At 72.1% G+C, this 17,869-nt stretch carries 17 protein-coding genes; 9 read left to right on the top strand and 8 right to left on the bottom strand.

All coding sequences use genetic code 11. The features are described 5' to 3' along the window. Positions 1-144: 144 nt before the first annotated feature. A complete protein-coding gene (locus C3481_RS16415) occupies positions 145-846 on the bottom strand; it encodes a hypothetical protein (RefSeq protein ID WP_146053629.1) in 702 nt (233 codons plus the stop codon). Between the two features lie 947 nt (positions 847-1,793). Here C3481_RS16415 and C3481_RS06435 point away from each other — a divergent pair. Together C3481_RS06435 and C3481_RS06430 are read left to right on the top strand one after the other, a co-directional pair. Further along, complete coding sequence (locus C3481_RS06435) at positions 1,794-2,018, top strand: hypothetical protein (RefSeq protein WP_146053628.1); 225 nt, start codon at positions 1,794-1,796, stop codon at positions 2,016-2,018. A gap of 110 nt (positions 2,019-2,128) precedes the next feature. Further along, positions 2,129-2,935, top strand: a complete 807-nt coding sequence (locus C3481_RS06430; RefSeq protein WP_103841251.1) for a sugar nucleotide-binding protein — start codon at positions 2,129-2,131, stop codon at positions 2,933-2,935. Positions 2,936-3,091: 156 nt separating this feature from the next. Here the strand turns inward: C3481_RS06430 and C3481_RS06425 are convergent, their stop codons facing one another. Then, positions 3,092-3,688 (bottom strand): TetR/AcrR family transcriptional regulator, encoded by a 597-nt coding sequence (locus C3481_RS06425; protein WP_064956233.1) that lies wholly within the window; start codon positions 3,686-3,688, stop codon positions 3,092-3,094. A gap of 62 nt (positions 3,689-3,750) precedes the next feature. Between C3481_RS06425 and C3481_RS06420 the strand changes: the two genes are divergently transcribed. From C3481_RS06420 to C3481_RS06410, 3 genes are all read left to right on the top strand, one after another. After that, the gene (locus tag C3481_RS06420; RefSeq protein ID WP_103841249.1) at positions 3,751-5,805 is read left to right on the top strand and encodes a beta-galactosidase; all 2,055 of its coding nucleotides are present in this window, start codon (positions 3,751-3,753) and stop codon (positions 5,803-5,805) included. A gap of 19 nt (positions 5,806-5,824) precedes the next feature. Continuing rightward, entirely contained in the window at positions 5,825-6,799 is a 975-nt protein-coding gene (locus C3481_RS06415) for a squalene cyclase (RefSeq protein ID WP_103841247.1), read from the top strand. 72 nt (positions 6,800-6,871) lie between these two features. After that, positions 6,872-7,504, top strand: a complete 633-nt coding sequence (locus C3481_RS06410; protein WP_103841245.1) for a flavodoxin family protein — start codon at positions 6,872-6,874, stop codon at positions 7,502-7,504. A gap of 7 nt (positions 7,505-7,511) precedes the next feature. Here C3481_RS06410 and C3481_RS06405 read toward each other — a convergent pair whose 3' ends face one another. Together C3481_RS06405 and C3481_RS06400 are read right to left on the bottom strand one after the other, a co-directional pair. Further along, entirely contained in the window at positions 7,512-8,789 is a 1,278-nt protein-coding gene (locus C3481_RS06405) for a glycosyltransferase (RefSeq protein WP_103842052.1), read from the bottom strand. Further along, complete coding sequence (locus tag C3481_RS06400) at positions 8,786-9,826, bottom strand: hypothetical protein (RefSeq protein ID WP_103841243.1); 1,041 nt, start codon at positions 9,824-9,826, stop codon at positions 8,786-8,788. The genes C3481_RS06405 and C3481_RS06400 overlap by 4 nt, the downstream gene beginning before the upstream one ends. Before the next feature lie 120 nt (positions 9,827-9,946). Between C3481_RS06400 and C3481_RS06395 the strand changes: the two genes are divergently transcribed. From C3481_RS06395 to C3481_RS06380, 4 genes are read left to right on the top strand one after another with little or no spacing between them, the layout of a single operon-like run. Further along, positions 9,947-11,068, top strand: a complete 1,122-nt coding sequence (locus C3481_RS06395; protein ID WP_103841241.1) for a glycosyltransferase — start codon at positions 9,947-9,949, stop codon at positions 11,066-11,068. Then, positions 11,065-12,183 carry a glycosyltransferase gene (locus C3481_RS06390; protein ID WP_064956167.1) on the top strand — a complete coding sequence of 373 codons (1,119 nt, stop codon included), beginning with the start codon at positions 11,065-11,067 and terminating at the stop codon, positions 12,181-12,183. Before C3481_RS06395 ends, C3481_RS06390 begins: the two co-directional genes overlap by 4 nt. Continuing rightward, positions 12,180-13,193, top strand: a complete 1,014-nt coding sequence (locus C3481_RS06385) for a glycosyltransferase (RefSeq protein WP_103841239.1) — start codon at positions 12,180-12,182, stop codon at positions 13,191-13,193. Before C3481_RS06390 ends, C3481_RS06385 begins: the two co-directional genes overlap by 4 nt. Beyond that, complete coding sequence (locus C3481_RS06380; RefSeq protein WP_103841237.1) at positions 13,190-13,987, top strand: glycosyltransferase; 798 nt, start codon at positions 13,190-13,192, stop codon at positions 13,985-13,987. The genes C3481_RS06385 and C3481_RS06380 overlap by 4 nt, the downstream gene beginning before the upstream one ends. Here C3481_RS06380 and C3481_RS06375 read toward each other — a convergent pair. The 4 genes from C3481_RS06375 to C3481_RS06360 all read right to left on the bottom strand — a co-directional run bounded on the left by C3481_RS06375 (position 13,950) and on the right by C3481_RS06360 (position 17,721). Further along, positions 13,950-15,149: a glycosyltransferase family 4 protein gene (locus tag C3481_RS06375; protein WP_103841235.1), complete on the bottom strand. Its 1,200-nt coding sequence runs from the start codon at positions 15,147-15,149 to the stop codon at positions 13,950-13,952. The genes C3481_RS06380 and C3481_RS06375 overlap by 38 nt on opposite strands. After that, positions 15,146-15,448, bottom strand: coding sequence for a hypothetical protein (locus C3481_RS06370; RefSeq protein ID WP_071918505.1), 303 nt, complete (start codon positions 15,446-15,448; stop codon positions 15,146-15,148). Before C3481_RS06370 ends, C3481_RS06375 begins: the two co-directional genes overlap by 4 nt. Before the next feature lie 100 nt (positions 15,449-15,548). Then, on the bottom strand, positions 15,549-17,021 hold the full coding sequence (locus tag C3481_RS06365) for a glycosyltransferase (RefSeq protein ID WP_103841233.1): 1,473 nt from the start codon (positions 17,019-17,021) through the stop codon (positions 15,549-15,551). A 7-nt stretch (positions 17,022-17,028) separates the two neighbouring features. Further along, positions 17,029-17,721 carry an SDR family oxidoreductase gene (locus tag C3481_RS06360; RefSeq protein WP_088380424.1) on the bottom strand — a complete coding sequence of 231 codons (693 nt, stop codon included), beginning with the start codon at positions 17,719-17,721 and terminating at the stop codon, positions 17,029-17,031. Positions 17,722-17,869: the final 148 nt, after the last annotated feature.

Here is a 17,869-nt window from a genome sequence, read left to right as displayed (position 1 = left end):
GCCGAGAGGGGGCCGACGTTCTGAGTGACGTACATGCCACTCAGAACGTCGGCCATGTCCGGTCTCGATGTTCATGTCGGCGGCCTCGAGCACCCGACGCCGCCGACATAAACCGTTTCCGAGCGCCCGCAATCACCGTCCGCCTTACTCCTCGCCCCTCGGGATCCCAGCCACGATCTCTCTCGCGCGCGCGATTCGCGCGTCGACGAAACTGCGGTACGCCGCGAGTTCATCCGCTCGCTGCCTGATCAGGCGAGATTCCTCCGAATACAAGGCGGTGACGTACTCATCGATGAGCCCCGACGCCTCTTTGCAGTCGACGTCACGCAGGGCGCGTGATACGCTCGGGCCATCAATGCGGCTCGTTTCGTTCTGACTCTCGGGCATCTCGACCTCGAATCCGTCCGCAGCCATACACTCACGCCATGCGGACAACGAGCGCTGAACTGCACCGGATTCCAAAGTAGCCCTTTGGGCCTCGGTGGCGATTTCGCCCAGGATATCGAGTGTGGGCGCCTCGCCCTCCGGAGAGAGGGCAGCGGTCGCGGATTGCATGCAACCCCAGTTCGCTGGATCACTGACATCGGCGCCACGATCAGGTGAAGGACCGAGAAAAGCTTCCAGAAATCCTGGATCATCTACCCCCAAGACCGCTGACGGGCCACGCTTCCGAGCCGCATCCTCAACCGATACAGCCGCACCAGGAGCGAGGGCCGGTAGGCGGTAGGCATACTCCTCGGCTACTTCCCTGTCGTAGAGACCGATGAAAGACTCCCAGAGGGCGCCGCTTGGCCGGTACTCACTCGTCGGCCAGTTGTAATCCTGAAGAAAGCCTCGATCGATCATGCACGCCTTGGCGAGGACAGAGGTCCCCTCATCGAGGACCGCAAGCTCATCTGCGGAGAGCTCATAAGGTGATAGCGGAGAGTCAGGGACACGATCCGGTGACCACTCCGTCGCGGTCGGTATCGGTAATGGCGACGGAGTGGTCGAGCAACTTGCCGTTGTCCCCGCCAGCCCAACGAGCGTCAGTGCCGCAAGCAACCGTAAGCTGCCGGTGCAGAAATTCCGAGACAAGTTGCACTCCGCGTCCGTCAGCTCGTCAGTAGGTAGATCCAAACATATCCAGTGACGCCGGTTGCTTGGTTGGTCTGGTAAATCCACTTGTTCGACGTCCGCGTTCCGTAGACGCTACTGTACGCCGTAAGGTTCTGGCCCGTGACCACCCAGTGATCCGTGACCTGCTGCCCACTGTACCCAACTCCATTGATCGAAGATGCGGTAGTCGCCGCGCTGCGGATGTTTACCCCGTTCGCCTCCGTATAGGTTACGCGGGCATTGGCGGCGGCGGAGGTTCCCCCGACGAGGCCGATCGCGAGCCCTGCAGCAACTAGGCCCTTAACAACTTTCGAGTATCGTCGCATGTTTCGATTCCTTTCCAGACGGCAGCCCCACCTTCGGAGCGCTGATTTTGTCACTCTGACGCAATTCATAGGCTCTGGTCAACTCAAGTGAACCTCGATTGCCCTTATTTCTCGTGACCTGCGCCAGAGTGATGCTTCAATGGCTTGGTCGCGCCGAACGCACATTGCGGGATAAGCCCGCTCGTCCTACGTCCGGTCGCTTTGTAGACTCTCCGCGATCGACGCGCTAGCTCTGGGGCGCGGGGCGGGCGCCGTGTGGGGTCGGGCCCTCTCAGGTGGAATATCTCATGCTGCTCCATGCCGGATGAGCTCGACATTGCCTCGCCTTCTTCCGCGCCCGCTGATCTGACCACGTTCGCTCGTAACGACATGCTCGATCTCTCCGCTGTCGGACAGCACCCCGCTGCGGGCCGCGGGCTCACCGGGCGACGGTTGCTGAGCCGGACCCGTGGTGTCAGCGGTGCGGCGCGGAAGGTCGGTTACGCGACACGCTCGTTCGTCGTTCCGCGCGCGAGCCACCCGGGCACGGCCCGCGACGCCGCTCGCGGCGATGCGATCGTGCTGGAGGTGAGCGCCGCGGGCCGGCGCATCTGAGAGTCCGACGGTTGTCAGTCCCGGAGGAGTGGCGGCGCGGGGTACTGCCGGTGGACGGCGGGCCATTGAAGTTTGGCCCCGGCGCCGGCGCGCCCTGGGAGGATAGGGGCATGACTGCTCGACGTACGCTCCTGGTCGGATCCGGCAAGGTCGCCACTCGCCTCGGCGAGAGCCTGGTCGAGGCCGGACAGGAGGTCGTCGCGATCCGGCGGAGCGCCGGCGGCATCCGGCCTGCGTTCACGCCGATCGTCGCCGATCTGGCAGCGCCCCTCGACACGACGCTGCCCGCGGTCGACGCGATGGTCGTCACGCTTCCGCCGGGGGATGACCCCGGCTTCTACCGCGCCGCGCTTCAGAGGATCGCGCAGGCCCTCCCGAAGCAGCCCGAGCGCACCGTCTTCGTGTCGTCGACGCGGGTCTTCGAGGGGTGGGGCCCGGAACGCGCTCTCGACGAGGATGACGAGCCCCGGCCCACGAGTATGCGGGGCGAACAGCTCGTCGACGGCGAGCGTGCGGCGCGCGAACTGTTCGACGCGATCATCGTGCGGCCGGCGGGGATCTACGGGCCCGGGCGCGAGCGGCTGATCCGGCAGGTTCTCGCGGGCGAGCCGGTCGACTACGACCGCCGCACCAACCGCATCCACGAGGTCGACCTCGTCCGCGCGATCGCGCAGCTGCTCGACGCGGACGCGCCGCCCGCGCTCCTGCACGGCGTCGACCGGCGACCCGCCGCCCTCGGCGAGGTGGTCGAGTTCATCGCGGATCGCCTCGGGGTCGCCGCACCGCCGCGCGCGGAGGTCATGCCCGACGCCGACCGCGGCAAGGTGCTCGACGGCTCGCGCCTCGCCGCGATGATCGACTTCACGTTCCCGACATTCGTCGAGGGCTACGGGCGCATGATCGCCGATCGAGGCTGATCGCCGAGTCCAGCGGGGGCGATTCTGCCGTCGGAGCCGATACAGCCGTCGGACCGGTGGTGCTGGTGTCGCCAGTAGCGGGGTCCGAGACCACACCGGCCCCGGCAGTCCGACGAATGTATCGGCTCGAGCGCGGCGCGCTCAGGCGCGGCGTGCTCAGCGGCGAGGGCGCAGCAGGCCGGTGAGCAGCAGGCGCATCGCGGCGACGGGATCGGTGTCGTCGGTCAGCCAGCGGATCTGGATGCCCTCCCAGCCGCTGATCACGAGGTCGGCGAGGGCTCGCGGGTCGTCGTCGGCCTCGAGTCGGCCGCGGGCGCGGTCGTCGGCGATGGCCGCGGCGTAGGTCTCGGTGACCGCTCGGTAGCGCTCGAGCAGCCAGGCGTGCGCCTCGTGCTCGGGGTGCGTCGCCTCGGCCGACACGATCGAGAACATGCGGACGAGCTCGCGCCGCGCGAGGTTGCGCTCGACGATGGCGAGCACGCTCGGGATGAACCCGTCGCGGGCCGCGCGCGCGGGGAAGTCGGTGTCGGCGGCATCCTCCTGCTCGAGGACGGCCGCCAGCAGCGAGACCTTCGTGGGGAAGTGGTGCATCACGGTGGTGAGACTCAGATCGAGCTGCTTGGCGATCTGGCGGAGCGACCCGCCGCGGTAGCCGTGGGTGCCGAACACGACGGTCGCCGACGCCACGATCTCCGCACGCCGGGCCGCGCTCTTCGCGTACGGCCCGCGGGGGTGAGCGGCATCGGAGGGCATGACCCGAGCGTAGAACACCTCAATCCCGTGCATCTGCACGTGTTTCGGTCTAGGCTGATCGCATGGCAACGGATGACACGACCTACCGCTGGGTGAAGGACGGGGCGCTCGGCCCGGGACGGATGCGCTACGGCGCCGACTACAACCCGGAGCAGTGGCCGCGCGAGGTGTGGGACGAGGACGTCCGGCTCATGCGCGAGGCCGGGGTCAACATCGTCTCGCTCGGGATCTTCTCGTGGGCGCTGCTCGAGCCGCGTCCCGGCGAATGGGACTTCGGATGGCTCGACGAGGTCATCGATCTGCTCCACGCCAACGGCATCGACGTCGACCTCGCCACGGCGACCGCGTCGCCGCCGCCGTGGCTCGCGAAGCGGCATCCCGAGATCCTGCCGCAGACGATCGACGGAACGACCCTCTGGCCGGGGTCGCGCCAGCACTGGCGGCCGACGTCGCCGGTCTTCCGCGAGTACGCGCTGCGGCTGACCCGCGCCCTGGCCGAGCGCTACGCCGACCACCCCGCCCTCGTCGCCTGGCACATCTCGAACGAGCTCGGCTGCCACAACCTGTACGACTTCTCGGATGACGCCGCCCGGGCCTTCCGGGTGTGGCTGCAGGAGCGCTACACGACCCTCGACGCGCTCAACGAGGCCTGGGGCACGGCGTTCTGGTCGCAGCACTACGAGGAATGGGACGAGATCCTGCCGCCGCGCGCCGCGCCGACGCAGCGCAACCCCGGGCAGCAGCTCGACTTCGAGCGCTTCTCGTCGGATGCCGTTCGCGACCACCTGCGTGCCGAGAACGCGGTGCTGGCCGAAGTGACCCCCGGCGTCCCGCGCACGACGAACTTCATGGTCGCCCAGAACGTCCGCGACATCGACTACCCCTCGTGGGTCGGCGACGTCGACTTCGTCTCGAACGACCACTACCTGCGCCCGGGCGAGCTCGGGCGCGACGACCTGTCGTTCTGGTCGAACCTCACCGGCAACATCGCCGGCGGCCGGCCGTGGTTCCTCATGGAGCACGCGCCGAGCGCGGTGAACTGGCGCGCCGTGAATCCGCCCAAGCGCCCCGGCGAGCTCGTCCGCGACGCCCTCACCCATGTCGGGCACGGGGCCGACGCGGTCTGCTACTTCCAGTGGCGGCAGTCCCGTGCCGGGGGCGAGCGCTACCACTCCGGCATGGTTCCGCACGCCGGCGCCGACAGTCGGGTGTTCCGTGATGTCGTCGACCTCGGTTCGCAGCTGCGCGACCTCGCACCCGTCACCGGCAGTCGGCGCGAGCGGGCTCGTGTGGCGCTGGTGTTCGATTACGAGTCGTGGTGGGTCAGCGGCCGCGACTCGCACCCCGCCGAGTCGCCCGCCTACGACGACGAGACACTGCTGTGGTACCGGGCGCTCCTCGACCTCGGCGTCCGCGTCGACGTCGTGCCCGTCGCCGCCGACCTCGCCGACTACGAGGTCGTCGTCGCGCCGATGCTCCACGTCGTCCCGGCGGCGCTGCGCGAGCGCCTGACCGCCTTCGTCGGCGGCGGTGGTCACCTCGTGACGACCTACTTCTCGGGCGTGGTCGACGAGAACGACCGGGTGTGGCTCGGCGGTTACCCGGGCGCGCTGCGCGACCTGCTCGGCATCACGATCGAGGAGTTCGTGCCGATGCTGCCGGGGGAGACGGCATCCCTCGCATCCGGCACGGTCGTCCGCGACTGGAGCGAGCGCATCGCTCGCGTCGAACCGGATGTCGAGGTGCTCGACTTTTACGCGGGCGGCGATCTCGACGGCGCCCCGGCCATCACTCGGCGCCGCAGCGCCCACGACAGCGGCGGCAGCGCGACGTACGTGTCGGCTGCGATCGGTCGGCCCGGTGCGGCGGACGTCATGCGGCGCCTGGCCGGCGACATCCCGGCGCTCGCGGCAGACGCCCTCGCGGCCGACGGCGACGTCGACGTGATCGTCCGTCGCCACGAGGGCGGACGTTACGTGTTCCTCGCGAACCGCACCGACGACGAGGTGGTCGTGGCCGCAGCGGGTGACCTGCTCGCGGGCGCCGCCGAGCGCGGTTCCGCGGATGCCGTGACGATCGCTCCCCGCGGGGTCGCCGTGCTCGCGCAGGAGGGCTGACCCGCGCGACAATGACCGCATGACCGACACGGACGGCACGCTGGCGTGGCTTCTGGACACCGACCCGTCGCTGCGCTGGCAGGTGGAGCGCGACCTCGCCGGCGCTCCGCCGTCGGTGTGGCAGGCCACGCGCGCCCGCGTCGCGACCGAGGGCAACGGGGCGCGCCTCCTGCGGGAGCAGGGCGACGACGGCCAGTGGGAGGGCGGAGCCTACTTCCCCGCGGGGTTCTTCGACAGCCCGGAGGCCCGCGCGCCGGGTCAGCCCTGGACGGCGACCACCTGGACCCTGAAGGATCTGCGCGAGTGGGGTCTGGATGCCGCCGTCCTCGGCGACACCGCGGAACGGCTCCGGCGCAACAGCCGGTGGGAGTACGACGACCTGCCGTACTGGGACGGCGAGATCGACGTGTGCATCAACTCGTACACGCTCGCGACGGGCGCCTGGCTCGGCGTCGACGTGAGCGGCCTGGCGCGGTGGTTCCGCGAGCATCAGCTGGCCGACGGCGGGTGGAACTGCGAGGCGGAGGAGGGGCGGTCGACCCGCGGGTCGTTCCACTCGACGCTCAACGCCCTGCGCGGCATGCTCGCGTGGGAGCAGATCACCGGCGACACGGCCCTCCGTGAGAGCCGCCACCGCGGTGAGGAGTACCTGCTGTCGCGGCGGCTGGCCTTCCGCGCCTCGACCGGCGAGCCCGTGGGTGACTTCGTGACGGAGTTCGTCTATCCCAACCGCCACCGCTACAGCGTCCTCGCAGCCCTCGACCACTTCCGCGCCGCCGCGCTCCTCGAGGGCGTCGCGCCCGACCCGCGGCTGGCGCAGGCCGTCGACATGGTTCGGAATGCTCGCTCCGCCGACGGCACATGGCATCAGGGGACGCCGCTGGCGGGACGCGTCTGGTTCGACATCGATGTCGCCCGGGGTGAGCCGTCGCCCTGGCTGACGATGATCGCCCTGCGCGTGCTGCGGTGGTGGGATGCCGCCGTTCCGGCCTGACGCGGTCCTGTCAACGGCCTGTCGTCCGTCATGGATCGTCGCCGACGATGGCGGCAGACGAAAGGACTCGCCATGACGACAGACTCGCCCGCTTCCGACGCCCCGCTTCGCGTCGTCGCCCTCAACTGCACCCTGAAGCCCGCACCCGCTGAGTCGAGCACGCAGCTCATGCTGCAGCAGGTGCTCGACGCCCTCGCCGAGCATGGCGCCGCGGGTACGCAGGTGCGCATCGCCGACCTGAACATCGCGCCCGGCGTCGAGACCGACATGGGGGAGGGCGACGAGTGGCCCTCCGTTCGTGAGCAGATCCTCGCCGCAGACATCCTGGTCGTCGGGACGCCCATCTGGATGGGGCACGCCTCGAGTCTCGCGCAGCGCGTCCTCGAGCGCCTGGACGCCGAACTCTCCGAGACGGACGATGCCGGTCGGCCGATCCTCTTCGACCGCGTCGCCGTGGTGGCCGTGGTCGGCAACGAGGACGGCGCGCACAAGGCCACCGCAGACCTGTTCCAGGGGTTGAACGATGTCGGGTTCACGATTCCCGCCCAGGGCGGTACGTACTGGAACGGCGAGGCGATGCAGACGGTCGATTTCACGGATCTCGAGAAGACCCCCGACCCGGTCGCCTCGACGACGGCGACACTCGCCCGCAACGCGGCGCACCTCGCCCGCGTGCTGCGCGCGGCCCGCTACCCAGCGGAGTGAGCGCCGGTCATCCCCAGCCGCCGAGGTAGGCGGCGAGGTCCGGCTCGTCGGTGACGACGCGGATCGCCGCTGTCGTCACCGACGCCGTCGGGAAGAGATCGTCGCGGTGCCAGCGCTCGCTCCGGGTGCGGGCGCGCGTCGACGTCATCCGCACCAGTGGCTCGCCGTCAGGGGAGCGCAGCGTCACCTCGCCGAGCGCCTCGTCGCCCATCCGCGCCAGCGACGCGGCGAGGACGTCGGCGTCGGCGTCGACGCGAACCGGGCGCAGCAGCTCGACGACGACCCGGACCCGGTCGAAGGCGGCATCCGGCTCGGAGTCCTCGGCGAGGACTGCGGCGCGGTTCGAGGCGGGGCCGAGCGCCGCGAGGGTGCTGTCGAGGGCGAGGAACCGCTGCCCGGCGCTCGCGTGCGGCGGCGCGATGATCGCGATATCGGGGTGGGTGGGCCGCAGGCCCCGGCCCGCGGATCCGGCGACGGGGATGAGGTCGCTCAGCCGGATGGCCTCGGCATTGCGGCGTGCGACAGCGCCTTCGTCGCGTCCGGCGGCATCCGGGCCGTCGTGCCAGGCGACGGCCGCGGGCACGTGGGCGAGCAGCGCGCCGCGCAGCCACGCGCGATAGGTCCACTCCCAGTCCTCCCCGCCGTACGACGTGAACGACTCGTCGAATCCGCCCGTCGCATCGAACAGCATCCGCGAGCACGCGATGACGGCCCCGATGACGTACCGGTAGCTGCGGTCGTCGGCGTGGAGGAGGTTCGCGGTCCGGCGATACTCCGCCGCGAGCCAGTCCGGCTCGGGCAGAGCCCTGGGCGCCGCCTCCTCGGCGAGCCGGGTGGCGTCGACGCCGCGCAGGTCGGCGTGCCGGCGGCGCCCGACCGTGACGCAGTCTGGCGCGAGTGCGGGCAGCCGGGTCAGCTCACGGATGAAGGCGGGTTCGGGTGCCGTATCGGCGTCGAGGAACACGAGCACGTCGCCGCGTGCCGCAGCCACTCCGAGATTGCGGACGGCCGCGAGCCGGAAGCCCCGGTCCTCGTGGCGGACGAGCTCGACCCCGTCCGGAACGGAGGGCGGCTCGGGCGAGCCGTCGTCGGCGACGATGATCTGCAGCAGCTCGGCCGGGTGATCCTGCGACCGCAGCGCGGCGAGCGTGCGCGCGAGCTGTTCGGGCTGGCGGTAGTGGGCGACGATGACCGACACGAGCGGCGGTTGTTCGGGCCACCGCCCGTCGAGGAGATCCCACCGGTTCGCCGGGAGCGGCATGCCGGCGGGGCTGTCTGCCGTCATCGCGGCATCCCGCGCCACCACGCGAGGTACGACCCGGCCGCGTCGGCGAGATCCGGATGCAGCGGGTGCCCCGGCACGAGGCGCGTCGAGGCCGGATCTTCCCAGGCGGCGGCGAGCATGTCGGTCAGCTCCGCCGGGTCGAACAGGGTCGCGGTGCCGGGTCGCAGACGGTCCATCTCGTCGCTGTAGCGCGAGCGGACGACCAGCGGGCGGCGGCCCGCCTCGATCCAGTCGAGCATCGACCGCGACGCCGACACGTGCTCGTGGGCGGCGACCGGGATGCCGGGTTCGCGCAGCCGCCGGGCGAACTCCTCGTCGCCGAGGAACCCGGTGATCTCGAAGCGACCGCCGAGATCGGCCGCCAGGCGTTCGAGTGCGGCGACATCGCCGTCATGGCCCGGCGACGCGGCGCCCAGCGCGCGGACGACCGCTTCGCCGACCGGCCGTCCCGACGCCCGCAGGGCGTCCACGGCGGCGGTCGCGGCGCGCACGGCGGGCTCGTGCCCCTTTCCGGGGTAGACGAAGCCGGCGATGAGCACGACGAGATCTGCCGAGGTGGTGGGTTCGCCGGTCTCGGGGGCGGCGGCGACGCGGGTTCCCAGCGGGATCACCCGGGGGCGCAGGTCGTCGCCCAGGTGCTCGGACACCAGCAGCCGTTCGTGATCGCTGTTGACGGCCACGGCGTCGGCCGCGGCGAAGAAGCGGCGGTACGCGGCGACCCGGCGGTCGTACTTCGTGCCGTCGGAAGGCTGCGGCAGGTCATGCAGCGTGAGCGTCAGCCGGCAGGCGCCGGCGAGCGTCTCGACCGCGTCTGCGGCGGCTTCGAGGCTCGTTCCGAGCAGGCGGTCCGTCGCGTGCAGGTGCACGCGCTCGCCGGGGGCGATCGCCGCCAGCGCGGCACCGAGGTCGGTCACCTCGACGGTGCGGAGGGCCGGGGCGAGCCGGTGGGCGGCCCGGGCGATGTCGGCACCGTAGTCGGTCACGCCGTGTCCGGCGGGTCCCCAGACCAGGCACAGGGGAGGGGGATCGGCGGGCATCCGGTCATCGTTACCGGTCGCCTGTGGTTCGCGCAAGTGCGAGGCGCCGGCGTGTCCGCTCGGCTAGCGTCCGACTCGGGTCGCCCCTTCTCGGCGGCTCCAGCAAGGAGATTCGTGACCATGGTGACCGCGAGCGTGCCCCGGGACGAGATGTCCGGTGCACCCGACGTGCGCGTCGTGGCAGTGCCTGCGGGGCATCCGTACGTGCGGCGTGTGACGGATGCCGCGGGCATCGAGGTTCTGCCCGACCCGCCCGTGCCGGGCGCGGCCGAGGGCGTCTGGTGGCCTCCCGTGGCGCTCGACCCCGACTGGATCCGCCGCAACGCCGACGACGCCGACATCCTGCACGTCCATTTCGGCACCGAGTCTTTCCCCGCCGGTCACCTGACGGCGTGCGTCGAGGCAGCACACGCGGCGGGATGGGCCGTCGTCTTCACCGTGCACGACCTGACGCATCCGCAGCTGACCGACCAGAGCCCCTATGCCGCGCAGCTCGACGAGCTCGTACCGCGGGCCGATGCTCTCGTGACTCTGTCCCCGGGAGCAGCCGCCGAGGTACGCGAGCGCTGGGGACGGGATGCGGCCGTGCTGCCGCACCCCGCAATCCTGCACGAGGGCGAGAGCCCGTCCATCGTGGTGGTGAGCGAGGACCTCCGGATCGGGATGCACCTGAAGGACCTGCGCCCCGGCACCGACGGGCCCACGAGCGCGCGGACGCTCATCGCCGCGGTCGAGCGGCTCCGCGACGAAGGCCATCACGCCGTCGCCGAGATCCGGATGCACCGGTCGGTCCGCGATCAGGGCGCCCGCGACGAGGTCCGTGCGGCCGTGGCCGGACACCCGTACGCGGTCCTCGTCGAGCAGGGCCGGTTGCCCGACGCCGCGCTGAACACCGCGCTGGGCGGGCTCGACGTGTGCGTGCTGCCCTACCGGTTCGGCAGCCACTCGGGGTGGCTCGAGCTGTGCTGGGACCTGGGGGTGCCCGTCGCCGTCCCCGACGTCGGCCACTTCGCCGATCAGCACGACGACGCCTCGACAGCGAGCTTCCGCCCGGGCGACGTCGAGACGCTCACAGCGGCACTGCGCTCACTGCTGTCGTGCGACGACGCGGCACGGCCCGGGTCGATCGCGCGAGCCGAGCTGATGGAGCGGCGCCGCGCCCGTCGCCGGGAGCAGGATGCCGCGACGGCGGAGGCGCACGCCGCGCTGTACCGCCGGCTCCGCAGCGAGCGTGTCTCGTGACGGGGCGTTCGCTGCGCATCGCGGTGATCGCGCCGCTTCGGTTCCCGATCCGCAGGCCTCACGCCGGCGGGCTCGAAGCCGCCGTGTGGTCGGAGATCGAGGCTCTGCGCGCGCGAGGCCACGAGGTGACCGTCGTCGCGGTGACCGGGTCGGACCACGTCGAGCCCGGCAGCGTCTGGGAGATGCCCGAACTGGGCTGGGATGCCGACGCGGTGCGCACGGACAAGACGTACCCGCCCGCGTACGAGACGCTCAGCGTGCCGATGCTCCGGCGCGCGCTCGAGACCATCGGCGCGCGGGCCGCCGACTTCGACGTGATCTCGAACCATTGCCTGCACGCCCTCCCGCTGCAGCTCGCGCCGCAGCTGGGCGTGCCGATGGTCACGACCCTGCACACGCCCGTGGACGACGACTTCGTGCGCGCGCACCGCGCCGCCGCTGGCCGCGGCAGCGCGTTCCTCTCGGTCAGCGAGCACACCCGCCGCGAATGGCAGCACGCGGGGGTCGCCTCGACCCTGCTGGCCAACGGCGTGGACCCGCGCGTCTGGACCGGCGGCCCGGGCGGCGACGACCTCGTCTGGTTCGGCCGCATCGTCCCCGAGAAGGCTCCGCACCTTGCGGTGGCCGTCGCGCGGGCGCTGGGGCGACGCCTCACGATCGCGGGTCGCGTCGGCGATCGCGCGTACGCCGACGAGGTGCTCGGCCCGCTGCTCGGTGACGGCGTGACCGTCGTCGGTGAGCTGACGCCTCTCGAGCTCGCCGACCTCGTCGGCCGATCGGCGGTCGCGCTGGCCACTCCGGCGTGGGCGGAGCCGTTCGGACTCGTCGGGCCCGAGGCCCTCATGTGCGGGACCTCCGTGGTCGGCTTCGCCGTGGGCGGGGTGCCCGAGATCGCCGCGGCCAGCATCGGGATGCGGCTCGTGACCGCGGGGGACGTCGTCGCGATGGCGGATGCGGTCGAGGAGATGTGGGAGCAGGCTCGCGATCCGCGCTTCCGCCGCGCGGTCCGCGCCCGCGCGGTCGAACGCTTCTCGCTCGATGCGCGCACGACGGCTCTCGAGGAGATCTTCGCGTCGCTGAGCACGGAGGCCGCCCCCGCCGAGCTGCCGGCATGACCGGGCGCATCGGCTGGTACGTGCATCACCACGGCCAGGGGCACCTGACCCGGATGCGGGCGATCGCCCCCCACCTCGATGCCGACGTCGTCTGCTTCAGCTCGCTGCCCGTTCCCGCCGATCTGCCCGCGAACGTCTCCTGGGTCGAGCTCGCGCGCGACGATCAGCCCGCGCCCGCCATCCCCGCCGACGACCCGACGGCCGGCGGGATGCTGCACTGGGCCCCGCTGCGCCACGCCGGCCACCGCTCCCGGCTCGCGGTCATCGCGGCGGCGGTCGCGGCCGGCGACATCGAGGCGTTCGTCGTCGACGTCTCGGCCGAGGTCACGCTCTTCCTCCGGCTCCTCGGTGTGCCCGTGGTGATCATCACGCAGCCCGGTGACCGCGTCGACGAGCCCCACCGGCTGGCCTTCCTGGCCGCGCGGCGGATCATCGCGCCGTGGCCGGAGGAGATCTACGCGCCGGAGCACCTGACCGCCCTCGGCGATCGCGTCGCATTCGTCGGCGGGATCTCGCGGTTCGCCGGTCGTGACCGGCCCGCGCAGCCGCGCGGTGACGAGGTCGTCCTCCTCGGCGGTGGCGGCGGGGCCGACGTCTCCGCCGCCGAGATCGCCGCCGCCGAGCGCGCGTCGAGACGCCCCTGGCGCGTGCTCGGCGCCGGTTCCGGAGCGTGGACCACCGATCCCTGGGACGCGGTCACGACGGCATCCGTCGTCGTGTCGTGGTGCGGCCAGAACGCCGTCGCCGATCTCGCCGCCGCCGGTGCCCCGGCTGTCGTCATCCCGCAGGAGCGTCCCTTCGCCGAGCAGCGTGCGACGGCGTCGGCACTGGGGCGATCCGGGCTCGCCGTCGCCCTGACAGCCTGGCCGGAGCCCGAGCGCTGGCCCGAGCTGCTCGCACGCGCATCGGCGCGCGGCGGTGACGGGTGGGAGGCATGGCGCACCGATGGCGCCGTCCAGCGGGCAGCGGCCGTCATCCGCGCCGAGGCGGTCACAGGAGGACGAGCATGAGCGACATCGCGATCGTGACGCTGTGCTCGGCGCCGCGCCTGGCTCACCTGCGCAACCAGCTGCGCGCGACGGCCGGCACCCCACGGGTGGTCGTCTGGATCGGCGACGACGACGCTCCCGCGCTCGACGCCGAGTCCGTCGTGCATGTTCCGCCGGGGCCCGCCGGTCTGCGGCTCGCAGCGGCGCGAAACGCGGGCGCGCGTGCGGCGGAGGCGCTGGGGGCACGCTTGCTCGTCTTCCTCGACGCCGACTGCATCCCGGGTCCCGAGCTCGTCGAACGGTACCGCGACGCGGCGGCGCAGCACCCCGATGCGGTCCTGTGCGGACCGGTGACGTACCTCCCCGCGGGGGCCGCGCTCGATGCGGCATCCCTTCGCGCGGCCACCGCGCCCCACCCGGCGCGCCCGGCCCCGCCCCCGGGTGTCCTGCAGCGCGCCGCGGCGGAGGAGTATCCGCTGTTCTGGTCGCTGTCGTTCGCGACCACGCCGGCCGTGTGGCGGGCCATCGGCGGCTTCGACGAGCAGTACGAGGGATACGGGGGCGAAGACACCGACTTCGCGTTCTCACTTCGCCGCGCGTCGGTCCCGATGATCTGGGTGGGCGGCGCCGATGCCTATCACCAGCATCATGAGACGTCGTCACCGCCCTGGCAGCACCTCGACGACATCTTGCGCAACGGCCGCCGATTCGCGCGGAAGTGGGGCGAGTGGCCCATGACGGGGTGGCTCGAGGCCTTCGAGCGAGCCGGGGCCGTCGTCAGAGAGGACGACGGCTGGCGTCGAGCCTCGGCCTGACCGCACCGGCGAGGAGCTCGGTTGCGGCGGCGAGCAGGTCGCGGGCGACGGGATCGGGGGCGAAGTCCGCCACCTGTGCGCGGGCGTGCTCGGCGAGCGTCCGAGCCCACGCCGGATGCCGCACCGCGACGGTGATGGCTGCGGCGAGACGTTCCGGGTCGGCGGGCGGTACGGACTGGCAGTCCTGCCCGTCGGTGCAGAACTCGTCGAATCCGCTCCCGGAGGTGACCACCAGGGGAGTGCCGATCGTCTTGACCTCGAGGGCGACGTTGCCGAACCCCTCCCAGCGCGAGGGGCAGATGACGACGTCCGCGCGGGCGGTGGCTCCGTAGATCTCGTCGCCCGGCACGTGCCCGAGCCAGATCACCCGGTCGCGCGCCGACGGAGGCAGCATCTCGAGGAGCGCGGAACGCGTCGGCTCGTAGCGGGCGTCGCCGCCGGCGCCGGCGAGCACGAGCCACGCACGCGGGACATCCTGGTGCACCCGTCCGAAGGCCGCGAACGCGTCCTCGACTCCCTTGCGGCGCTCGGACCGGCCGAGGAAGAGGACGATCGGTGCGTCGTCCTGGGGCCAGCCCGTCGGCACCTCGGGCCGCGCTGCCGCCGCGGCGACGGCATCGACGTCGATGCAGTTGCGCACGATGCGGGCCGGGGGCAGCCCGGGGTAGAGGTCGCTCGTGCGGTCGAGCATCGCGCGGGAGATGGCGATGAGGCCGGTCGACCGGTACAGCTGACGTCGCTCGGCGGCAGCCTGCCGTGCGCGCACGATCCGCTGCCCGATGGGCAGGTCGGCCGCCGCGAACCCGGAGACCTGGTCGGCGAGCCGGATGCCGGTCGCGAGGTTCGTCAGCAGCGGTGCCGTGCGGGGAAGCGCCGCGGCCAGTCCGCCCCATTCGGGGGCGAAGACGACGTCATGACGGTGGGCGCGGTATGCGCGTCGGACGCCGCCGTCGACCAGCCGGACGCCGGGGCCCGGGTCGTCGGACACGAGCTCCGCGCCCGTCTCGATCGCGAGGTCGACGGCGACCCCCTGGCGGGCGAGGGCCGGAAGGAGAGCGGCGTAGTGGCGGCCGATCCCGCCGGTGTACCCGGTGACTCCGGCGTACTCGGACGTCCCCACAAGCCAGCGGGTCTCGGCCTGCGACGTGAGCACCCTGGTCATGACGCCTCGACAGGAAGGGTGCCGAGCGAGAGGCCGGTGATCGCGGCGGCCTCGGTGAGCATGGCCCGCACGCGCCGCGGATCCGTGCTGACCGGGTGCGACGACGCGAAGTCGAAACGCAGGGGGATCGAGCGCTCGAGCCACAGCGTGCTCCGCCCCTGTCCGTCGCCGTGCCTCCAGCTCACCGTGAACCCCTCACCTGCGCCGAGCTTCGCCGCGATCACGAGCTGAAGGTGCGCGAGCACGTCGTCGGGCATGGGGATGGCGATCAGGTCCGATCCGTATCGCAGCAGTCCCATCGCGGCCCTCGCCTCCCTCGTGCCACGACAGGGTGCATCACCCGTTCGCCGTTGTGAGTGGCCCTTGACGAGCTGGTGGAGCGCGAGCTAACGGCGGGGGTCAACCGTGCTTCGGTCGCAGGCGGCGTCGCAGGCCCCCGGCCAGGCGGCGCGCGGCGGCCGACAAGCGGCGCTGCCCGATGAGGATGCGCCGCCGGCGCCGCGCCGTCCGCAGGACGCTCGCCCAGCGGTGCCGGATACGGGCGTCGCTGTAGGCGGATGCCGTCGCGCGTGCGTTCCGCCGCATCGCGGCTCGCCGGGCGGGGTCGGCTTCTGCCGCGGCACGCACGGCACGGGCGAGCGCCTCGACGTCGCCGTCGGGGACGAGCCAGCCGTTCTCGCCGTCGCGGATGAGCTCGGCCGGTCCGTAGGCGATGTCGTACGCGATGGGGAGGCAGCCCGCGGCCATCGCTTCGAGCAGGACGAGCCCGAACGCCTCGGATCTGCTCGTGAGCAGAAGGACGCTCGCGGCGGCCATCGCCGTGGTCGGGTCGTCGGTGTGGCCGTGGAACCGGATCGCGTCGTCGTCCACGGCCAGGGCGGCGAGCTCGTCGGCACGAGATCCCGTGCCGTAGACGTCGAGCCGGACCTCGGGGCCGTCGCTGTCGTCGTCGTGGCCGTGGACGAGGCGCATCGCGGCGACGGCATCCTCCACGCGCTTGATGGGCTCCAGGCGCGCGATGACGACGGCTCCGGTGCGGTCGGACTCCGGCGGCAGAGCGGATGCGTCGACGGCGGAGACCGGGTGGGCGATGCTCGCGAGGAACGGGCGGGGGCCCACGATGTCGCGGACGTCGGCGGCCTGGGCCTCGGTCGCGAAGGCGACGGCGTCGAAGTCGGCGAGCCGGGAGAACACCGCCTGGCGCGACGCCCGGACCGAGCCGGGCGTCGGGCCGCGGTGCGAGCCGTGCACGACGTGGACGGTGGTCACACGACGACGGCGGTAGCCCGCGGCGAAGGGAGCGACGGTCTTGCTGTCGACGATCAGGAACGCCTCGTCGTCTCCCACGAGGTGGTCGAGCCAGTCGGCGTAGAAGTCGTAGCGCCGGCGCCAGGCCCGGATCGGCCGGCCGTCGGCGTCGCGCGCGAGGAGGATGCGGCCGCGGGTTCCCACGCGCCGCTCCGAGAGCGCGATCGTGCCGTCGAGCCGGAGGTGGTCGATGTCGACCGGCTTGCCGTTCGCGCCCAGCCGGAGCCGGCGGAGGACCACGCCGCCGGCTCCGTCGGAGATGACGCCGTCGTCCTCGGGGTCGAGCGGAGCCGGAGCGTCGGGCAGCCCCGAGCGGGCGGGGACCTCGTTCGAGCGCGGCCAGTCGTAGAGGTTGCGGATGGTCACCGAGGTGCCGGCGCCGACTCCAGGGATCGGCGGCAGCGGGAGAGCGCGGTCGTCGAGGGTGAGGACGTCGACCGGTGTCCCCGCGTCGGCGAAGAGGCGGCTGCGGTCGAGCAGGGCCGTCGTCATGCCCCCGTAAGGGACGGCGATGCCCCAGGTCAGTGCGAGGTGTCGCCCGGGAGGGAGGTCGGAACCGGCCACGTCGTCGTCACCGCGGGCCGGGGCGCACGGATACGTCGGGGACGAGGGCGTCGCGCGGAAGGTCGAGCGCCGCGAGCGCGGTCGTCGCGACCGACTCCGGGTCGATGAAGGCCGCGGGGTCGTAGTCGCGCCCCTCCTGGCGGTGGACCTCCGCCTGCATCGGTGTGGCCGTCCGGCCCGGGTAGACCGTCGTCACGCGGACGCCGTTGGCGGATTCCTCGCCGCGGAGGGCGTCGGCGAGGGCCTTGAGCCCGTGCTTCGACGCGGCGTACGCGCTCCAGGAGGGGTGCGCGGTGAGGCCGGCGCCGGAGTTGACGAAGAGGATCTGACCGCGCGCGGTCCGCACCGCGGGCAGCGCGAGACGGGTGAGCTCCGCGGCGGCGATCAGGTTGACGGTCAGCTGATCGGTCCACGCGGCGACGGACAGGTCGGATACCGGGCCCAGCTCGACGACGCCCGCCCCGTGGATGACGGTGTCGATCGCCTCCGGCAGGCGATCCGCGAGCGCGCCGGCCAGCTCCGCGGGCTCGCGCAGGTCTGCAGCGACGCCGACGGCATTCGGGAAGAGGTCCGCGAGCTCGGCGGCGCGGGCGTCGCTGCGGCCCAGGAGCACGAGCCGGTCACCGCGGTCGGCGAGCCGGCGCGCGATCGCGAGTCCGATGCCCGAGCCCGCGCCCGTGATGAGATGCGTCTGCGTCATGCTCCCATCGTCGCATCCGCGACCGTGCCCGTTGCGTCCGTTTGCACCCCGCAGCCGAACGTGCGACGATCTTCTCGGACATGTGACTGGTCATGCAGGCAGGATCCGAACGTACGTGCATCGCACGGCGGTCGGGTCCTTTTTTTAT

The organism is Microbacterium sp. Ru50 (assembly GCF_002920555.1).
Taxonomy (GTDB): Bacteria; Actinomycetota; Actinomycetes; order Actinomycetales; family Microbacteriaceae; genus Microbacterium; species Microbacterium arborescens.
The sequence above is the reverse complement of the archived record's forward strand: the minus strand, read 5'-3'. Positions and strand labels throughout refer to the sequence as shown.